The organism is Halostella limicola, assembly GCF_003675875.1.
Lineage (GTDB): Archaea > Halobacteriota > Halobacteria > Halobacteriales > Natronoarchaeaceae > Halostella > Halostella limicola.
This window is the reverse complement of sequence record NZ_ML014752.1, coordinates 37,508-55,612: the sequence shown is the minus strand read 5'-3', so window position 1 is coordinate 55,612 and position 18,105 is coordinate 37,508. Positions and strand designations below refer to the sequence as shown.

Below are 18,105 nucleotides of genomic sequence, written 5' to 3'. Positions count from 1 at the left end.
CTGCGGACCGCAACGGGTAAGCGATCCCGACTGGACTACCCGGTGATGAGCGACGCCCGCGACGGCCCAGTGTCGCCGATGGCCGCGCTCGCGGTCGCGGTGCTCGCGGTCAGTACCAGCGCGATCCTCGTCCGCTGGAGCGAGGCCCCGAGCGTGGTCAAGGCGTTCTACCGCGTCGTCTTCACCGCCGGTCTGGTCGCGCCGGTCGCCGCCGCGCGCCACGGCGACGACTTCCGTCGGCTCTCACCTCGCGACGGGGGCTGGGCCGTCCTCGCGGGCCTCGCGCTCGCAATCCACTTCGCGGCGTGGTTCGAGAGCCTGAACCACACCAGCGTCGCGGCCTCGGTGACGCTCGTCCAGACTCAGCCGCTGTTCGTCGCCGCCGGCGCGTTCCTCCTGTTGAGCGAGCGCGTTACCCGCCGAACCGTCGCTGGCATCGGGGTCGCGCTCGTCGGGGCTGCCGCGATGTCTTTGGGAGACGCCGGCGGCGCCGCGACGACCGGCCGGGCGCTGCTCGGCAACGCGCTCGCTCTCCTCGGTGCGGTGACGGCCGCCGGCTACGTCCTCGCGGGGCGGTCGATCCGCCAGCGCGTGAGCCTCTTTCCGTACGTCACCGTCGTCTACGTCGCCTGCGCCGCCGCGCTGCTAGTCGTCGTCCTCGCTCGGGGCTACCCGCTGCTCGACTACCCGCCCCGGGAGTGGCTCCTCTTTCTCGGGATGGCGGTCGGCCCGGGCGTGTTCGGCCACACCGTGATCAACTGGGCGCTCGAACACGTCGAGTCGAGCGTCGTCAGCGTCTCCCTGCTCGGCGAACCGGTGGGCAGCACGCTGCTCGCGATGGTTCTGCTCGCGGAGGTCCCGTCGACCGCGACCGTCGTCGCGGGAGCGATAGTGCTCGGCGGCATCTACGTGACGACGACGGCGAGAGAAGACGGCGCGGCGTAGCTACTCGGCGTACTCCGGGCGCTCGGCGTACTCGACGGGGTCGCGGACGCCGATCCGCTGGAACGCCTGCAGACGGAACGCGCAGGCGTCGCAGGTGCCGCAGGCGGGCTCGTTCTCGCGGTAGCAGCTCCACGTGTGCTCGTAGGGCACCCCGAGGTCGACGCCGCGCTCGGCGATGTCGGTCTTCGACCACTCGACGAACGGCGCGACCATCTCGACGTCGGTGTCGGGCTTCGTGCCGACGTCGACCACGGTCTGGAACGCGTCGAAGAACTCGGGGCGGCAGTCGGGATACCCGGAGAAGTCCTCGCTGTGTGCGCCCATGAACACCGCGTCGCAGTCGTTGGCCTCGGCGTAGGAGACGGCCATCGACAGCAGGTTCGCGTTGCGGAACGGGACGTACGAACTGGGCACCTCGTCGCCCTCCATATCGGCGTCCGCCACGACCATCTCCTCGTCGGTGAGGCTGGATGCACCGATCGCCGAGAGGTGGCCGGTCTCGACGTGCAGGAAGTCCGCGGCGTCGGTCTCCTCGGCGAGCTTCCTGGCGCACTCGTACTCGCGGTCCTCCGTCTGCTGGCCGTAGGAGGTGTGCAGGAGGTAGAGGTCGTAGCCGCGCTCAATCGCCTCGTAGGCGGCGGTGGCGCTGTCCATGCCGCCGGAGGCGAGGACGACGGCGCGTTTCTCGGTCGGTTCGTCGGTCGTGGGAGGTGAGTCGTCGGTCATTGGTTCGGAAAGGTCGTCAGGTCTCGGGCGCGTCGTTCCAGAGGTCCACGTGCAGGCGCGGCGTGTAGCGGTAGCCGTGCTCCATCGCGAGTTCGGCGACGCGCTCGCGCGTCTCGTTCAGCCGGTCCCGCGTCGCGCCCTCGGGCATGAGCAAGACGTCGTCGTCGCGGACGGGAGCGCTCGCCGCTTCGCGGACGCGCGCGACGAGGTCGTTCACCTCGGGCATGTCCCCCGCCTCGGTGACGACGAACTTCAACTGGAAGTCGTACGCGTCGACGAGGTCGGTGAGCGCGTCCACGTCGATGCGGCGCTGTTCGTGGCGGTCTGCCCACTCGCCCTCGCCCTTCGGGTCGCGTTCGGGGGTCGGCGTGCTGTTCTCGAGCTTCGGGCTGATACTCGCCAGGTCGATCGGCGCGTCGCGGAAGACGGTGCCGTTCGTCTCGACGGTGACGTGGTAGCCCGCGTCGTCCAGTCGCTCGATGAGGTCGACGGCGGCGTCGTGGATCATCGGCTCGCCGCCGGTGAGGACGACGTGGTCGGCGCGCTCGTGGTCGCGCACCTCGTCGACGACGTCGTCGAGGTCCATCCACGCGTGAGTCGGCTCCCAGGAGGTGTGGTAGGAGTCGCAGTACCAGCACCGGAGGTTACAGCCGCTCGTGCGGACGAACACGGTGGGGACGCCGGCGAGCTTTCCCTCGCCCTGAAGCGAGTAGAACAGTTCGTTCACCGGCAGGTCGCCGTCGGCGTCGTCCGCGGTCCGAACCTCGCTGCTGACGGGCACTCAGAACCCCCCGCCGCAGAGTTCCGCCGTCTCGCGCACCCGCACGGACACGTCGCTGACGGTGTCGGGCAGGCAGTCGGCGAGGCGCCGTTCGAGGAGGACGCTCATCACCTCGGCGGTCGGCGGATGGTCGAGGACGACGACGCCGTCGTCGTCGCCGGTCGACTCGAACGCCTCCACGAGCGGGTCGCCGCGCTCCAGCAGGAACCGGTGGTCCCACTCGGATATTATTGAAGTAATATCTCCTTTGTCGACGACCCACCCCTCGGGCGCGAGTTCGCCGACGACGCGGACGGTTATATCGTAGTTGTGGCCGTGGGGGCGACTACACTTGCCGTCGTGATGGAGGAGTCTGTGGCCCGCACTGATGCGGATCGGGCGATCGTGGCCGACGTGGAGGACGCGTTCGTCCGCTGGCGGGTCGCCGTCGTTCGCGGACGGGACGCGCTCGCCTGGCCGGTCGTCACGTTCGGTCATAGCGAGGGTATCCCCAGAGAATACTTCAGTCTTCTCTTTGGCAGCGCGACGAGGAGGTAGGAGAGAGGTGGAGGGCGAGGCGGGTCAGCCGTCGATCTGGTCCTGAATGCGGTTTTTCGCCTCGGAGCGCTCCTTGCGTTGCACCGTCGGCGACTCGCAGGTGAGATCGACGGTGAGCTCGTCGAGCGTCCGCCGGTAGACATTGGTCCGTCGGCCCTCCTCGGAGAGCTGTCGCCCCTCGCACTTGAGGAGCCCGGCGTCGACCAACTCCTCGATCCGGCGGTAGCAGGTCGCGATCGGAACGTCCAGTTCGTCGCTCAGTTCCTGTGCGGAGGTCGGCGTGCGCGTCGCGTGGAGGATCTCGACGCTGTACTTGCTCCCGAGCGCGGCGAGGAGGGATCTGGAGTCGACGTCTTCGGTCTGGGTGGCGGCCATCCTTTCGAAGAGGTATTAAATTATCATATTTGAATCTTCCGGCTGTCTGGTACGTTCGACGACGGCTCAGACCGCGTTTATCGCTTCGGCGTCGACCCAGACGACCTGGTCGCCGTCCGCGGGGACGACTCCCTCGACGTAGGTGGCCAGGCCGCTCGCTTCGAGCAAGTCGTCGGTATCGACGGTCACGGCGTCCCGGACCTCGTCGACGAGCCACGCGTTGACCTCCCCGTCTCCGCGGGGGCCGAAGGCGATCACGTGCTCGCCCTCCTCGATCTCGCCGCTGCGTCGCACCGACGTGGTGACGCCGAAGAGTCGCTTGAGGTCGACGACCCGGAGCGTCCGGTCCGAGAGGTCCATCCGCCCGGCGAGAAACTCCGGCGCGGAGTCGGCGGGGTCGAGCGACCCCCGTTCGACGACGTTCGCTACTCGTTCCATCCCGACGCAGTACGTCTCGTCGTCGAGATCGAACGCCAACATCCGTCGTTCGCTCGTCATACGACCGGAGTAGGGGCACACGACCGTGAACTTTTCCCACTGAGCAGGTAATAATATCTAACTGATAGGTATCGAGGTCAATGCTTTTGTGTCTGACCTCGAATACTCTACCAACCAATGTCAACGAACCTCCCCGAAGAACTACTCGGCGTGGACGAGGTGGGCCTCGACGACGAGCAAGACGCGGACGTGAGAGAGGACGGTGAAGGCGATGAGGAGCCGGAAGAGCACGAGCGCGTCCTCGTGTTCAAACTCGGCGAGCAGTCCTACGGCCTCGACGTCGCGGACGTGCGAAGCATCGTCGAGGTCGGCGAGCGGACGCGCGTGCCCCGGTCGAGCGAGGCCGTCGAGGGCGTCATGGACCTCCGCGGCGAGATCACGGCGGTCATCGACCCTGGCGTCCTGCTCCCGGTCTCGAGCGCGGCGGAGGGGGAGGACACCCAGCGCGTCGTCGTCTTCGACCGCGCATCCGACAAGCAGAGCGCGGGCATCCGCGTCGACGCCGTGGAGGGCGTCGAGTCGTTCCCCGTCAGCCGGATCCGGCGGGACGAACCGGAGTTTCAGATGCCCGCCGGCGACCTCGTCAAGGCGGTCGTCGAGATCCCGCCCGAGGACGACGACGCGGACGCCCCCGCCGAGCGCATCTCGGTCATCGACGCCGACCTGCTCGTGGAGAGCGCCGGGTGACCACCGGCTGCCTTCCCCTCTCGCGGAGATATTTATCGTCTTATTGACCGTTTAACGGAGGCAGCGGTCCGCTACCCCGGTTCTCCGGCCGTTATCACCGGTGATAACGGGGCGATAGCATTTATGGTTCCGCTACATCTAGCAGTTTCTGGTGTATCAACTGAATGTCGACAGGGGTCCTCATAGTGGACGACTCTCATTTTATGCGAAATCTACTCAGACAGATTCTCGAAGACGACTATCACATCGTCGGAGAGGCGTCCAACGGAGCCGAAGCGGTAAAACTCTACAAAGAACAGAACCCGGACATCGTGATGATGGACATCGTGATGCCCAAGTGTAACGGGATCAAGGCCACGGCGGCCATCAAGAAGCTCGATCCCGACTCGCGGGTCATCATGTGTACCAGCGTCGGGCAGCGCGAGAAGATGAAGCTCGCGGTCAAAGCCGGCGCGGACGGCTACGTGACGAAGCCGTTCGAGGAGCCGAGCGTCAGGAAGGCCCTCAAGGACGTCGTTCCGGCATGACCAGCGTCCTGGTTGTCGATGACTCGCAGTTCATGCGAACTGTGATCGGCAACATCCTGTCCAAGCAGGGCTACGAGGTCCACCGCGCGGCCGACGGCGAGAGCGCCGTCGAGACCGCCCGCGACCTCGAACCGGACCTCGTCACGATGGACGTGGAGATGCCCGGCATGGACGGCATCGAAGCTGTCGACGAGATCATGGCGACGTCTCCGACGCGCATCCTCATGCTGTCGGCCCACACCGAAGCGGGGGCCGACGCCACGCTCGAGGCGCTCGCGAAGGGCGCGGTCGACTTCATGGCCAAGGACGAGGAGGAGCGCCCGTCGGACGTCGGCGAACTGGAGTCGCGGCTGACAGAGAAGGTCCGCGCGGTCGAACGGGCGGACGTCTCGTCCGTCGTCGCCGCGCGAGCGGCGTCGCGCGCCGCGGAGTCGGCCGAGCGGACGGCCGCCGTCGTCGACTCCGCCGCGGAGACGACCGTCGGCACGAGCACGGTCGACGGCGCGTCCGGCGTCGAAACGACCGTCACACCCGATATCGCAGGCGAGGGCCCCGTCACGACGGTCGACCGCGACCTCTCTGACGGCGCGCCGACGATCGTCATCGGCGCGTCGACCGGCGGTCCGAAGGTCGTCGAGCGGATACTCTACGAGCTCCCCGCGGACCTCCGGGCGCGCGTGCTGGTCGTTCAGCACATGCCCGCGAGCTTCACGGACAGGCTCGCCGCCCGCCTGGACGCGCTCTCGGAGTACGACGTCTCCGAAGCGAGCCACGGCCGGCGCGTCGGCCCCGGCGAAGCAGTCATCGCGAAAGGCGGGTTCCACATGCGCGTCGCCGAAGCGAGCGACGACGAACTCCGCCTCCGGCTGACGAAGGGCGAGCGCCGCCACGGCGTGCGTCCGGCGATCGACGAGACGATGGAGTCCGCCGCGGACGTCGTCCCCGCCCCGCTCGTCGGCGTCGCCCTGACCGGCATGGGGAGAGACGGCGCTGCCGGCATCGAGGCGATAAAGCAGGCGGGTGGTGCGACGGTCGCTCAGGACGAGGCGTCGAGCCCCGTCTTCGGTATCCCGAAGCAGGCTATCGAAACAGGTTGCGTCGACTCGGTCCTCGACGTGGGCGACCTCACGCGGGGGATCGTCGACGCGGCCACCACGGACGGTGATACGCATGGATGAGTACGTCAGGGACTTCGTTCAGGAGAGCGAAGAGAACATCACGGCACTGAACAACGCGCTGTTGCGACTGGAGAACGACCCGGACGACGACGCGGCGATGGAGGAGATCTTCCGGACCGCCCACACCCTCAAGGGGAACTGCGGCGCGATGGGCTTTTCCGACGCCAGCGACCTCGCACACGCCCTGGAGGACCTCCTCGAGGAGGTCCGCACCGGGTCGGCCGAGGTCACGCCGGACCTGATGGACCAGGTGTTCGAGGGGGTCGACCTCCTCGAGGGGATGATCGACGAGGTCCGCCGCCACGGCGAACCGCGGACGGACCCCTCGGCGACCATCGACGCCCTCCGCGAGCACGGCGACGCCGGCGGCATCGCGGACCCGGACGACGACGAGGTCCGCGACCTGCTGTCGTCGGTGAACCGCCCGGCGGACGCCGGCCACGACGTGTACCACGTCCGCCTCGCGATCGCCGAGGGCGACGTGAACAACGGCGTCCTCGTCGTCGAGGCGCTCCGCGACGCGTTCGACCTCCTCGGCACCGACCCGTCCGAGGACGTCATCGAGGACGACGACTACGGGTCCGCCTTCGACGCCGCGTTCGCCAGTCCCGTCGGCGAGGCGGCGATAAGCGCCGCGCTCGAACCGGTCGACGCGGTCGAGGAGGCGATCATCACGGACGCGACGGCGATCGCCGCCGAGACGGCCGACGCCCCGGCGGCCGACGAAGCCGACGACGGCGGGACGGCCGAGGCGACCGACGCCTCCGCGGCCGAGGCCGACGCGACGGACTCGGAGGACATGTCGGTCGACGACCTGCTCGCTGACGAGGAGGTCGACCAGTTCGACGACCTCGACTCCATGGTCGACGAGGTCGAGGACATGGAGGGGTTAGACGACCTCGGCGACGCCGGCTCCTTCGCCGACATCGACGCCGACCCCGACGTCTCGACCGTCGCGGACGCCGACGCGGACCCCGCGGACGACGAGCCCGACGTCGACGAACTGCTCGACGAGGCGGAGTCGGAGGTCGAGGCGGCCGACGCCGAGTCGGAGCCAGGCCCCGACGAGGAGGTCGAGGACGCCTCCAGCACGTTCGCGGAGCTCAAGGAGGAGGTCGACCCGGTCGGCTTCGACGAGCTACAGGACGAACTCGAGGAGCTCGAGTTCGACGAGCTCGACGGCGACGACGAGGTCGGGTTCGACGAACTGCTCGGCGAGGACGCCGACGCGCCCGAGCCCGAACTCGACGGCGACGAAGAGATCGACGTCGAGGCGGAGTTCGGCCTCGACGACGGAGGGGACGACCTCGGCGTCGGTGCCGATGACGACCTCGGGATCGACGACGGGGACAACCTCGACGCGAGCGGCGCCGACGACGCGTTCGGTGACGTTGCCTTCGGGGACGACGGCGAACCCGCCGACGCGAGCGCGGACGCCGGAACCGACGGCGACGCCGAGGATGCGGTCGGAACGAGCGTGGACGAGCCCTCGGTCGGGGACGCTCCCGAGAGCGCCTCGGAGGACGACGCCGAGGACGACCCGTTCGGCGACATCGACTTCGGCGAAGGGTTCGGCGACGAGCCCGCGGGAGGCGACGACGAATCCACGGAAAGCGACTCGCTGACCGGCACCGACGACGCGACCGCCGGCGGGAGCGAGGAGCCCGCAGACGACTTCGGCGACGTCGACTTCGGGACCGACACCGCCGATGACGACGCGACGGCCGCCGGCGCCGACCTCGGTAGTACGGACGCCGACGGCGCGAACGCGCTGGACGCGTCCGCAGACGCAACCGCCGACGAACCGACCGACGAGGGCACCGCTGCCGACGCCGGCGACGGCGTCGACACCGGCGAATTCGGCGACCTCGACCTCGACGACTCCGGCTCGGCGTTCGACACGTCGACCGGAACCGCAGACCAGTTCGAGGGCTTCCAGTCCCCGGACACCGAGGAGAGCGAGGACGGAGCCGACGAGGCCGGCGATGCGGCGGCTCCCGGTTCCGACGCGGACGGCGCTGCCGCGGACGCGTCGGCCGACGACGCCGACGACGGCGACGGGCCCCGCTCGGCCGTCGACCAGAGCGGCCCGTCGACGGGGTCCGAGGAGATACAGTCGGTCCGCGTCGACGTCGACAAGGTCGACACCCTGATGAACCTCGTCGAGGGGATGGTCACCTCCCGCGTTCGCCTGCGGCGGGCGATAGAGCGCGGCGAGTCGCTGGCCGTCCTCGACGACGAGCTGGACGAGCTTGAGGACATCACCGGCGAACTGCAGGACACGGTGATGGACATCCGCCTCGTCCCGCTGAACACGGTGGCGAACAAGCTGCCCCGCATCGTCCGGGACATCTCCCGCGAGCAGGGCAAGCAGGTCTCCTTCGAGATGCACGGCGACGACGTCGAGATCGACCGGAGCATCCTGAACGAGATCGGCGACCCGCTCGTCCACATCGTCCGCAACGCTGTGGACCACGGCATCGAGTCGCCGGACGAGCGCGAGGACGCCGACAAGGAGCCCACCGGCACGATCGAACTCCGCGCGCGCCGCGAGCGCGACCGCGTCGTCATCGAGATCGAGGACGACGGTCGCGGCCTCGACGTCGACCGCCTCCGTCGGGAGGCCGTCGAACAGGGCGTCGCGACGGAGTCGGAGATCGCCGAGATGGACGACGACGACGTGTACGACCTCATCTTCCACTCCGGGTTCTCGACGACCGAGGAGGTCACCGACGTCAGCGGCCGCGGCGTCGGGATGGACGTCGTCGCCAGCACGGTCGACGACCTAGACGGCGACGTCGCCGTCGACAGCGCGCCCGGCGAGGGCACGACGGTCCGGCTGACCCTGCCGGTCACGGTCGCCATCGCGGACGTGCTGTTCGTCCAGTCCGGCGACGAGGAGTACGGCATCCCGATCAAGGACGTCAAGGACATCGGTCCCGTCCGCGACGTCGAAACCGTCGACGGCCGCGAGGTCGTCGTGCGCGGCGACGAGGAGGACCAATCGGAGTACCCCCTCCTCCGGCTCGGCGAGACGCTCGATACCCCCGGGACCCACCGGAACGGCGACGGGATGCTCGTCAGCATCCGCGACGACGTCCGGCCCGTGGCGCTGCACTGCGACGAGGTCCGCGGCCAGCAGGAGGTCGTGGTCAAGCCCTACGAGGGCGTGCTCGGCGACGTGCCGGGCCTGAGCGGCGCGACGGTGCTCGGCGAGGGTGACGTGGTCAACATTCTGGACGTGGAGTCACTATGACAGGGAAATCACACACGAGGAGGCAACTATGAGTCTGATGGTCGATATCCGGAAGCTGAGTTTCATCAACGAGATGGCGAAGGTCGGGACGAACGGCGTCGCCGACAACATGAGCAAGCTCACGGGCGAGGACGCCCGGATGGAGGTCACCAAGACCAACTTCATCGACATCGAGGACATCAAGGCGCAGCTCGACGACGGGAAGCGGGTCGGCGTCCGCGTCCGGCTCATGGAGCCCCCGCACGGGCACATCCTCATCCTCTTCCCGGAGGCGAGCGCGAAGAAGATCACCGCCCTGATGCTGTCGGACATGGTCGACGACCTCTCCGGCGTCTCCGGCGAGATGGCCAGAAGCGCCGTCGAGGAACTGGGCAACATGATGGCCAGCGGCTTCATCGACGGCTGGGCCGACGTGCTGGGCCGGACGATAGACATCGCCACCCCGCAACTCGTATATGCGCCGGCCGGCGAGGTAGTCGAAAGAACCGCGGGACTCGGCGGCGAGGACCTCGCGCTGTTCTTCGACTCCAGCATGAACGTCCCAAGCTACGAGATAGAGGCGGAGATCTACGCGTTCCCCGACCTGGAAGAGTTCGTCGAAATGGTCAACGGTATCGAGGCGCAGCCGTCATGAAACTCGACGTCAACGCACTCGGTACGTTCTACCGCATGGCGCGGGAGGGCGCGGGGCTGGCCGCCGGCCGGCTCACGAGCATGACCGGCGTCCAGACCCGGGTCGGCGTGACGAAGCTCAACTTCATGCGCGGCTCGGAGATCCGCGCCGAGATCGACGACGGGCGCGACAAGGTCGGCGTCCGCGTCGAACTGAGCGCCGGCCTCGAGGGCCACTCGATCATCATCTTCGACCGGGAGGCCGCCCGCGAGGTCGTCCAGACGCTCGTCCAGGACGAGGCGTCCGGCGAGTTCGACGAGATGGACCAGAGCGCCGTCATGGAGGTCGGCCAGATAATGACCAACGGCTTCATCGACGGCTGGGCCGACGTGCTCGGGACGGTCATCGACGTGTCGACGCCCGACTTCATCGAGGGCGAGACCGCCGAGCCGTTCTTCGGCGACCTGGAGACGGCGCCGAGCGAGGAGGACCTCGCGCTGCTGTTTCACAGCCAGATCGAGGCGGTCGGCACGGAGATCGGGTACCGACACTACCTGCTCCCCGAGCACGACTCGATGTCCGAGATCCTCGAACGCCAGAGCGACGACGACAGCGACGGCATCGAGTACGACAAGCTGGTCGGGTTCGACCGCCTCGCCCAGCAGGGCGCGACGGAGGTCGCGAGCGCCGTGACGACGCTGACCGGCATCGAGACGTCGGTCGACATCCGGCGGCTCAACTTCGTCTCGCTGGAGACGATCCCCGAGGAGATCGCGGACGAGAAGCTCGTCGGCGTCGCCTTCTCCTTCGACGGGACGCCGAGCGGCTACCTCCTGTTCCTGTTCGACGAGCAGTCCGCCCGCGAGGTCGTCGAGGCGACGGTGCCGTCCCCGCCGGACGACGAGTTCGGCGAGATGGGGACGAGCGCCATCAAGGAACTGGGCAACATCATGGCCAGCGGCTTCCTCGACGGCTGGGCGAACGTGCTCGACACGACGATCGACCACTCCACACCCGAGTTCATCCACGACATGGGGGCGGCGGTCATCGACCCCGTCGTGATCAACCTCGGCGAGAACCAGGAGTACGCGTTCGTCTTCGACACCCAGATCCAGGCGGAGGGCCGCGAGTTCGACTGCGACATCTACGCCATCCCCAACGAGGAGGATCTGGAGCGCGCGCTGAACGACCTCGACGTGGACCGGGTCGAGGACGCCAAGACGACGGCGGAGTTCCCGGTCGACGAAGTCGAGTCATCATGAAGACGTACGGCAGCGAACCCGGCGCACCGACGCCGGACCCGATCCAGGTCGGCATCTCGGAGTTCTACGTCACCGACGAGGACGTGACCCTGAAGTCGTACGGCCTCGGGTCGTGTCTCGCCGTCGCCCTGCACGACGACGACGCCGGCGTCGGCGGCCTCGCGCACGTGATGCTCCCGGACGGCGACGGCAACGACGCCAGCGAGGAGAACCCCGGGAAGTTCGCCGACACCGCCATCCGCGCGATGCTCCGCCAGATGGTCGAGCGCGGGGCGACGTACACGGACGTCGAGGCGAAGATCGCCGGCGGCAGCGACATGTTCGAGTTCGACAGCTTCGGCGAGGCGGTCGGCAAGCGAAACGTCGTTGCGGCGCGCGAGGAACTCGACAAGCTCGGCGTCCCGATCGCCGCGGAGGAGGTCGGCGGCCAGCGCGGCCGCACCGTCGAGTTCGACGCGGGAACGGGGGTTCTCACGATCTCGTCCTCCGACGAGGACGCAGGGGGCGTGACGGAGCTGTGAGCGCCGACGAGTCGTTCGCGCGACTCGCCGGGTTCATCGAGGACGAGATGGACTTCGCGACGAGTCACTACAACGACAGTTACCTCCAGCGGCGGCTCGCCTCCCGGATGCGTCGGACCGGCTCCGACGACTACCGGGAGTACCTGCGGCTCCTCCGCGACGACGCCGACGAGCAGGAAGCCCTGCTCGACGCGCTCAGCATCAACGTCACGGGGTTCTTCCGGAACGAGGACGTCTGGGACGGGATCAGGGACGTCCTCCGGGACCTCTCCGAGTCCCAGCGAACGATCCGGGCGTGGAGCGCCGCCTGCGCGGACGGCCGGGAGCCGTACTCGCTCGCGATGCTCGCCCACGATGACCCGCGGGTCGACGAGGAGAAGCTCTCGGTCCTCGCCACGGACATCAACGACAAGTCGCTGGACCACGCACGCGAGGGCGTCTACGAGAGCACCCGGACCATCGACATCGACGACCAGCTCGGCTACCTCTCGCACTACCTCCGGTTCGTCGACCGGGACGGCGACACCTTCACGATGCGCGACGAGATACGCGACCACGTCACCTTCGAGCACCACGACCTCATCAACGACGACCCGAAGTCCGGGTTCGACCTCGTCGTCTGTCGGAACCTGTTCATCTACATCGACAACGAGTACAAGCGGCCCATCCTCGAAACCATCGCGCAGTCGATCCGCCCCGGCGGCTACCTCGTCATCGGCAAGGCCGAGACGATCCCGCCGAACCTGAAGTCCGCGTTCACCGTTCTCGACGGCCGCCTGCGCATCTACCGGCGCGACTGACGGGCGACGACGCCCGTCGCGCGACACCCTCACACTGCCACCGACAGGTCCGCCGCACCTCGGCGCACTGCGACGAAACCGCCCTCGCCGCTATTACTGAAACGCTCACGAGCGTACCGTAGCGACGCCTGCACGAAACTTCGGGAAGCAGGTGAACCGAACGCGGCGTCGTGGACACCCGGCGCTCGCGAGACGAAGCGACGCGAAAGGAACCGTCGAACCGGCGCGAAAAAAGCTGAGTCAGTAGTCGGGCTTACGAGTCGGGGTCTTCCTGGACGAACGAGAACATGTCCTCGTCGTCGCTGCCGTCGGCATCCGCGGCGTCGCCCTCGTCGCTTTCTGCGGCATCGCTCTCCTCGCTCTCAGCGGTTTCGTCCGCCGCGGGCTCCGCGCTCTCGTCAGCGGCGTCCGGTTCGACGTCGGACGTCTCGAACGACAGGCCGCTCTCGGGCTCCTCGCCCTCGTCGACGGCCTCGTCCGACTCGTCGTCGAAGGCGACGGCCTCGTCGACGTCGGATTCGTCGAAGTCGTCCGCGTCGTTCTCGTCCGCCCCTGCGTCGTCCGCGGCCGAGGCCTCATCGGGCGCGGGCGCGGCCAGCGGGTCAGCATCCGCGTCCGTCGCGTCTTCCGCGGCGTCGTCGAGCGTCACGGCGTCCGACGCTTCCCCGTCGAGGTCGTCGGGGACGGAGAGCGGATCGTCGCCCTCGCGGCCGTCGCCGACCGCGTCGCCGCCGAAGTCGTCGTCGGCCGGCGCGTCGTCGCCCGCCGGTTCGACCTGCGCCTGCTGTCCGCCGGCGTCGACCGCCTCGGCGCCGGCAGCCTCGCCGTCGGCCGAGGCGGCGGGGTCGTCGACGGTCGACGCCTCGTCGCCGTCACCTCCGGCGTCGTCGAACGTGGCGGGGTTGGCGGCTATCGATCCGTCGTCGGCCGTCCCCTCCGCCGGAACGTCGAAGTCCTCGCCCTCGATGGGACCGAGGTCGATCCCCTCGTCGGCGCCGGACGGGTCCGCTTCGTCGGCGTCTCCAGCGTCGGCCTCGTCGGCGTCGACCGTCTCGTCGCCGTCGTCCACCAGCGGTTCCTCGTCGTCCTTCTCCAGGAGGCTGCCGCTGACCTCGGCGTCGGTGTCGAAGCGGTCCAGGGCCTCGCTCAGGCGGGACGCCTGTCCGGCGAGGTCGCTCGCGCTGCGGGACACTTCGGTGAGCGCGGTGGTCTGTTCCTCGGCGGCGGCCGCGACGTTCTCGGCCTCCGCGGTCGTCTCCTCGCTGATGGTCGCGGCCTCGTCGACCATCGCGACGACCTGCTGGGTCGAGGCGGCCTGCTGCTCGGTCGCCGCGCTGATCTCCTGGACGCCGGAGTTCGTCTCCTGGGCGTAGCCGGCGATCTCTTCGAGCGCGTCGACAGCGTTCTCGACGGAGTCGGTGTGCTCTGCGACCTGCGTGCTGGTCCGCTGGACCTCGTCCGCGGTCCGTTCGGTCTGGTCCTGGATCTGTTCGAGGCGCTCCTCGATCTCCTCGGCGGCCTCCTTGGTGTCCTCGGCGAGCTCCTTGACCTCGCTCGCGACGACGGAGAAGCCCTCGCCGGACTCGCCGGAGCGCGCGGCCTCGATGTTGGCGTTCAGGGCCAGCATGTTGGTCTGCTCGGCGATCTCGGTGATGAAGTCGATCAGCTCGTCGATCTGCTCCATCTCGGCCTCGAGCTGTTCGATCTCGTCGACCGCCTGCTCGGACTCGGTCTCGATCTGGCGCATGCCCTCGATCGCCGCCTCGGCCGCCTGACGACCCTCGCGGCCGGTCGTCGCGGTCCGCTCGGCGATGTCCGCCACCTCGTTCGACGAGGAGGCGATCTCCTCGATGGTCGTCGAGAGGCCGGACATCTCCTGGGAGACGGACTGGAGGGAGTCGTTCTGGCGGTCGGCGCCGTCCGAAATCTCCTGGATGGACTCGGTGACCTGCTCGGAGGCGGAACGGACCTCCTCGGAGCTCGCGGTGACCTCCTCGCTGGAGGTGGCCACCTCGTTCGCGAAGTCCTTGAGCTGCTGGGTGGTGTCCTCGATCTCGGCGATCATCTCGTTGAACTCCTCGGCGATGTCCTGCATCGCCTCGTTCTCGGACTCGGAGTCCATGCGCTGAGTGAGGTCGCCGTCGGCACACTCCTGCATGACCGCGCTGTACTCGTCGGCTTTCGCCTCCAAGTGCCGGTTCATCTGTTCTGCTCGGGCCCGGGCCGTCTCGGCTTCCTCGCGGGCCTCGCGGGCCTCCTGAATCTGCTCTTTGAGCGCGTCGCGCATGCTGGCGAAGCCCTCGTACAGCCGTCCGATGTTGTCGATCCGGCTCGTCTCGAACTCGACGTCTAAGTTCCCCTGCTCCATCTGCTCGGTCTTGGAGCGCAGGCGGTCGATGGACGCCGCGGTGTTGCGGCCGAGCACCGCGCCGACGAGACCGATGAGGAGGACGCCGCCGATCGTCGCCATCGTCCCGTATCGGGAAACGTCGCCGACGAACCCGTACGCGCTGTCGGTCGACTCGTGGACGAGGACGACCCAGTTCGTGCCTTCGACCTTCGCGTAGCCGACGACGTGTTCGCTATCGGGGAGGTCGTACTCGGGATTGGCGATCCCTTCAGTCGGGCGGTCGATGACGGTCGACCGTCCATCGGTGGTCGCGGTCGTGACGAACGATTCGTTGGCGGAGTACGTTTCGCCGAACGTCTGGACGCCCGAGTGCTCGTTCGTGTCGTCGAAGAGGATCCGGTTCTCCGTCGTCGCGACGACGGTCAGCACGTCCTCGTCGTCGGAGCTCTGGAACCGGTGCGAGTACGCGTCGGCGCTGAGCGTGTACACGACCGCGTGGTCCGAGCTACCGGGGATGGCCCGGACGTAGCTCACCGTCGCCGTGCCGTCCTTGGTGTAAACCTGCGACACGTACACGTCGTTGCCCATGCCGGTGTCGATATCGCCCGTCCAGGGCTCGTTGACCTCCGAGAACGCCAGGCCGCGGCGCTGGGAGTTCGAACTCGCCTCGATGGTCTCGTCGACCATGTCGACGTAGTCGATGCTGATCGTCTCGCCGCCGGAGTACGCGTGGCGCGTGTTCAACTCGTTGTTGATGCGGTCCACGTCACCGTTTTTGACGGTGTCAGAGGTCGCCGCCGATTCCGTCAGTAACTTGTTTCGTTCGTTCCACTGCCGGATGTTCTCGGCTTCCTGCTGTGCCAGGTCCGCGTAGTCCTGGTTCACGTCCGTCGTCACTTCGCTCTGGATCTGTGCCGTCCCCACGTACCCTATCGCACCGACGGACAGACCGAGAACGAGGAGGGCGATACCGAACTTGAGCGCGTATCTCCTCCTTATAAACTTCGGGACCAGTTGTCGAAGGCCGCCTATCATATGCTCGATACCGTCGCCACACGTACATAAATGCTCCCCGCATATTATCAAATACGATAACAGTGTTCCGGACGGATATTTTCAGCGGCGCGGCGAGGAACTGAACGCGACTGGACCGCCGCCTCGCTGGGACCGGTAGCCGGGAAACCCGCCAGAGCTGTGATATGTGGTACCATATTTATCCCGGGATCTCGTAGCGCCATCTATGTCCGCAGACTCCCCGAATGCGGAGGCGAACGGTGGCGGCCGCCTCCCGGACGACGTCATCGCGGAGGTGCTTGCGTCTCCCCGTCGGCGGCTACTGCTGGCGGCGGTGCTGCCCGCCGACGACCCGGTACCGGTCGTCGACATCGCGCGCCGCATCGTCGCGGAGGAGCGCGACCGTGCTCCGAACCGCGTGTCCGACGAGGCGGTCGAGGAAGTGAAGGCCGACGTCTACGCGACGCATCTCCCCAAACTCACCGCTCTCAGAGTCGTCGACTTCGACTCCCAGATCGCCGGCGTCGAACCCGCCGAGAACGCCCCGGAAGTCCGCGACCGTCTCGGCGAGAAGTGAAAACCAGATGAACTGTTAGGAAACTGTTTTACCGGACGACCGCCCACCTGAGGTGAATGACGTTTACCAACGGCTCCGACTGCCCTCACTGCGGGACCGTCCTCAAGACCGGAAACGGTACGGACTACGAGTGCCCGGACTGCGGCAGACAGTACGACCACGCCGACCTCTTCTATCCGTAGCTACTTCTACGGTTCAGGCGAAACGGGTAGCCGATGAACGGAACGGACCTGCGGGAGTACGTCGAGCGGGCACGGGAGGGTCTCGACGACGCCGCGAGCCTCTCGCTCAGAAACACCGAACTGCGACTCGTCCACCCCTTCCTGTCGACGCTCGGCTGGGACGTCCACCGGCCATCGGTCGAGGCAGACCTGGCGGTACCCGCGGACCGCGAGCCCGTCGACTACGCGCTCCTGGTCGAGGGACGACCGGCGGTGTTCGTCGACGTGTCCGCCTGCGGTGACCCGCTCGACGAGGCCGAAGTCGACAGACTGGACGCGGCGCTTTCCTCCGCCGGCGTGGACTGGGGTATCCTGACGAACGGCCGTTCGTTCGCGTTCCTGACACGCAGCGGCGACGACGTCGAACGGTTGCGGTGCCGGCTCGTCGACCTCCCGGACCACGAGGACGTCGTCGCGCTGTACTCGAAGGCGGCGGCCGAGTCGCGCATCGCCTCCGACGCCGAGCGAGCGGCGGCGGCCGAGCGCCTCGACGACCGTCGCGAGGCGGTCGCCCGGCGGTTGACCGAGACACTCGTCGCCGCCGCCGACGGGGCGGCCGATGACGAACTCGCCTCGGCGACGGAGGCGTTCCTCGACGATCTCGTCGAGACGCTCGGCGGGTCCGAAGCGTCCCCGGATGGGCTATACGCGGACGAAACCCGGTCGTCCGGGTCTGAAACTCCCTCGGGGAGGACCGGAACCCCGCCGGGCGGCTCCGAAACCTCGCCGGAGGCGACGGGCGCTCCCGCGGCGACGGAGGACGGCGAGTACATCGTTAGGTTCTTCGACGGCCGAACGTCGGTCGGCGCGGTCGGAACCGCCACTCCCGTCGGCACGCTGGCGAGCGCGGTCGAGTACCTGATCGACCAGCACGCGGTGGACGGAGGCATCTCGCTCCCCTGGCGCCCGGAGGCCGGCGATGACGCCGGGAAAGCGGTGCTCAACCACGACCCCGTCCATCCCGACGGAACGCCGATGGCGGCGCACGAGGAACTCGCGAACGGATACTGTCTGCTCGCGACGCTGGACGCCGCGTCGACGCGAGTCGTCGTCGAGGAACTCGCGAACGCGGCGGGGCTCCGCGTGATGTTTCAGGGCGACTGGTAGCCGCGTCTCGCGGCGACCCCGGGACCTCCCCACGTCCGAACTAACGCCCCGTGTCGATCCCCTGTCTCCCCGTGGGCAGCCCCGCGCCGAACGATCCGACCGGCGGCCAGCCGTCGTCGGCGCGCCCCGT

18 protein-coding genes are annotated in these 18,105 nt (G+C 68.1%); 12 read left to right on the top strand and 6 right to left on the bottom strand.

Going from position 1 to position 18,105, the window contains the following annotated elements; genetic code table 11:
• Positions 1-45 precede the first annotated feature (45 nt).
• On the top strand, positions 46-945 hold the full coding sequence (locus tag D8670_RS00250; RefSeq protein ID WP_121816095.1) for a DMT family transporter: 900 nt from the start codon (positions 46-48) through the stop codon (positions 943-945).
• Here D8670_RS00250 and queC read toward each other — a convergent pair whose 3' ends face one another.
• The 5 genes from queC to D8670_RS00225 all read right to left on the bottom strand — a co-directional run bounded on the left by queC (position 946) and on the right by D8670_RS00225 (position 3,862).
• Positions 946-1,671, bottom strand: coding sequence for a 7-cyano-7-deazaguanine synthase QueC (gene queC, locus D8670_RS00245; RefSeq protein WP_121816094.1), 726 nt, complete (start codon positions 1,669-1,671; stop codon positions 946-948). It abuts the gene before it with no gap.
• Positions 1,672-1,687: 16 nt separating this feature from the next.
• Positions 1,688-2,452: a 7-carboxy-7-deazaguanine synthase QueE gene (locus D8670_RS00240; RefSeq protein ID WP_121816093.1), complete on the bottom strand. Its 765-nt coding sequence runs from the start codon at positions 2,450-2,452 to the stop codon at positions 1,688-1,690.
• Positions 2,453-2,929, bottom strand: a complete 477-nt coding sequence (locus D8670_RS00235) for a 6-pyruvoyl trahydropterin synthase family protein (RefSeq protein WP_121816092.1) — start codon at positions 2,927-2,929, stop codon at positions 2,453-2,455.
• Between the two features lie 84 nt (positions 2,930-3,013).
• Complete coding sequence (locus D8670_RS00230) at positions 3,014-3,364, bottom strand: ArsR/SmtB family transcription factor (protein ID WP_121816091.1); 351 nt, start codon at positions 3,362-3,364, stop codon at positions 3,014-3,016.
• A 66-nt stretch (positions 3,365-3,430) separates the two neighbouring features.
• Positions 3,431-3,862, bottom strand: a complete 432-nt coding sequence (locus tag D8670_RS00225; RefSeq protein WP_121816090.1) for a chemotaxis protein CheW — start codon at positions 3,860-3,862, stop codon at positions 3,431-3,433.
• Positions 3,863-3,979: 117 nt separating this feature from the next.
• On the opposite strand from D8670_RS00225, the gene D8670_RS00220 reads away from it, so the two are divergent.
• The 8 genes from D8670_RS00220 to D8670_RS00185 all read left to right on the top strand — a co-directional run bounded on the left by D8670_RS00220 (position 3,980) and on the right by D8670_RS00185 (position 12,706).
• Positions 3,980-4,549: a chemotaxis protein CheW gene (locus tag D8670_RS00220; RefSeq protein ID WP_121816089.1), complete on the top strand. Its 570-nt coding sequence runs from the start codon at positions 3,980-3,982 to the stop codon at positions 4,547-4,549.
• 164 nt (positions 4,550-4,713) lie between these two features.
• Positions 4,714-5,076: a chemotaxis protein CheY gene (gene cheY, locus D8670_RS00215; RefSeq protein WP_121816088.1), complete on the top strand. Its 363-nt coding sequence runs from the start codon at positions 4,714-4,716 to the stop codon at positions 5,074-5,076.
• Complete coding sequence (gene cheB, locus D8670_RS00210; RefSeq protein WP_121816087.1) at positions 5,073-6,254, top strand: chemotaxis-specific protein-glutamate methyltransferase CheB; 1,182 nt, start codon at positions 5,073-5,075, stop codon at positions 6,252-6,254. The genes cheY and cheB overlap by 4 nt, the downstream gene beginning before the upstream one ends.
• Complete coding sequence (locus D8670_RS21710) at positions 6,247-9,510, top strand: chemotaxis protein CheA (protein ID WP_121816086.1); 3,264 nt, start codon at positions 6,247-6,249, stop codon at positions 9,508-9,510. The genes cheB and D8670_RS21710 overlap by 8 nt, the downstream gene beginning before the upstream one ends.
• 28 nt (positions 9,511-9,538) lie before the next feature.
• Positions 9,539-10,144, top strand: coding sequence for a chemotaxis protein CheC (locus D8670_RS00200; RefSeq protein WP_121816085.1), 606 nt, complete (start codon positions 9,539-9,541; stop codon positions 10,142-10,144).
• Positions 10,141-11,385 (top strand): chemotaxis protein CheC, encoded by a 1,245-nt coding sequence (locus D8670_RS00195; RefSeq protein ID WP_121816084.1) that lies wholly within the window; start codon positions 10,141-10,143, stop codon positions 11,383-11,385. The genes D8670_RS00200 and D8670_RS00195 overlap by 4 nt, the downstream gene beginning before the upstream one ends.
• Positions 11,382-11,906 carry a chemotaxis protein CheD gene (locus tag D8670_RS00190; protein ID WP_121816083.1) on the top strand — a complete coding sequence of 175 codons (525 nt, stop codon included), beginning with the start codon at positions 11,382-11,384 and terminating at the stop codon, positions 11,904-11,906. The genes D8670_RS00195 and D8670_RS00190 overlap by 4 nt, the downstream gene beginning before the upstream one ends.
• Before the next feature lie 47 nt (positions 11,907-11,953).
• Entirely contained in the window at positions 11,954-12,706 is a 753-nt protein-coding gene (locus tag D8670_RS00185; protein WP_193569464.1) for a CheR family methyltransferase, read from the top strand.
• Positions 12,707-12,959: 253 nt separating this feature from the next.
• Here the strand turns inward: D8670_RS00185 and D8670_RS00180 are convergent, their stop codons facing one another.
• Positions 12,960-15,980, bottom strand: a complete 3,021-nt coding sequence (locus D8670_RS00180) for a methyl-accepting chemotaxis protein (RefSeq protein WP_205254122.1) — start codon at positions 15,978-15,980, stop codon at positions 12,960-12,962.
• Positions 15,981-16,296: 316 nt separating this feature from the next.
• On the opposite strand from D8670_RS00180, the gene D8670_RS00175 reads away from it, so the two are divergent.
• Genes D8670_RS00175 through D8670_RS00170 form a run of 3 tightly spaced genes read left to right on the top strand, consistent with a single transcriptional unit; the run spans position 16,297 to position 17,975 of the window.
• The gene (locus D8670_RS00175; RefSeq protein ID WP_121816081.1) at positions 16,297-16,647 is read left to right on the top strand and encodes a DUF7344 domain-containing protein; all 351 of its coding nucleotides are present in this window, start codon (positions 16,297-16,299) and stop codon (positions 16,645-16,647) included.
• Between the two features lie 56 nt (positions 16,648-16,703).
• The gene (locus D8670_RS21600) at positions 16,704-16,829 is read left to right on the top strand and encodes a hypothetical protein (RefSeq protein WP_255459098.1); all 126 of its coding nucleotides are present in this window, start codon (positions 16,704-16,706) and stop codon (positions 16,827-16,829) included.
• 33 nt (positions 16,830-16,862) lie between these two features.
• The gene (locus D8670_RS00170; protein WP_121816080.1) at positions 16,863-17,975 is read left to right on the top strand and encodes a type I restriction enzyme HsdR N-terminal domain-containing protein; all 1,113 of its coding nucleotides are present in this window, start codon (positions 16,863-16,865) and stop codon (positions 17,973-17,975) included.
• Positions 17,976-18,105: the final 130 nt, after the last annotated feature.

Excerpts from the sequence above, each read along its gene's own strand:
- D8670_RS00235 (WP_121816092.1), bottom strand. The coding sequence starts at position 2,929 with ATGACCGAACGTGACGACCGGCCAGGCGAGCGCGTCCCGTCCGCGAAC.
- cheY (WP_121816088.1), top strand. The coding sequence starts at position 4,714 with ATGTCGACAGGGGTCCTCATAGTGGACGACTCTCATTTTATGCGAAAT.
- D8670_RS21600 (WP_255459098.1), top strand. The coding sequence starts at position 16,704 with ATGACGTTTACCAACGGCTCCGACTGCCCTCACTGCGGGACCGTCCTC.
- D8670_RS00185 (WP_193569464.1), top strand. The coding sequence starts at position 11,954 with ATGGACTTCGCGACGAGTCACTACAACGACAGTTACCTCCAGCGGCGG.
- queC (WP_121816094.1), bottom strand. The coding sequence starts at position 1,671 with ATGACCGACGACTCACCTCCCACGACCGACGAACCGACCGAGAAACGC.
- D8670_RS00230 (WP_121816091.1), bottom strand. The coding sequence starts at position 3,364 with ATGGCCGCCACCCAGACCGAAGACGTCGACTCCAGATCCCTCCTCGCC.
- D8670_RS00200 (WP_121816085.1), top strand. The coding sequence starts at position 9,539 with ATGAGTCTGATGGTCGATATCCGGAAGCTGAGTTTCATCAACGAGATG.
- D8670_RS00250 (WP_121816095.1), top strand. The coding sequence starts at position 46 with ATGAGCGACGCCCGCGACGGCCCAGTGTCGCCGATGGCCGCGCTCGCG.
- D8670_RS00175 (WP_121816081.1), top strand. The coding sequence starts at position 16,297 with ATGTCCGCAGACTCCCCGAATGCGGAGGCGAACGGTGGCGGCCGCCTC.
- D8670_RS00220 (WP_121816089.1), top strand. The coding sequence starts at position 3,980 with ATGTCAACGAACCTCCCCGAAGAACTACTCGGCGTGGACGAGGTGGGC.
- D8670_RS00170 (WP_121816080.1), top strand. The coding sequence starts at position 16,863 with ATGAACGGAACGGACCTGCGGGAGTACGTCGAGCGGGCACGGGAGGGT.
- D8670_RS21710 (WP_121816086.1), top strand. The coding sequence starts at position 6,247 with ATGGATGAGTACGTCAGGGACTTCGTTCAGGAGAGCGAAGAGAACATC.
- D8670_RS00225 (WP_121816090.1), bottom strand. The coding sequence starts at position 3,862 with ATGACGAGCGAACGACGGATGTTGGCGTTCGATCTCGACGACGAGACG.
- cheB (WP_121816087.1), top strand. The coding sequence starts at position 5,073 with ATGACCAGCGTCCTGGTTGTCGATGACTCGCAGTTCATGCGAACTGTG.
- D8670_RS00195 (WP_121816084.1), top strand. The coding sequence starts at position 10,141 with ATGAAACTCGACGTCAACGCACTCGGTACGTTCTACCGCATGGCGCGG.
- D8670_RS00190 (WP_121816083.1), top strand. The coding sequence starts at position 11,382 with ATGAAGACGTACGGCAGCGAACCCGGCGCACCGACGCCGGACCCGATC.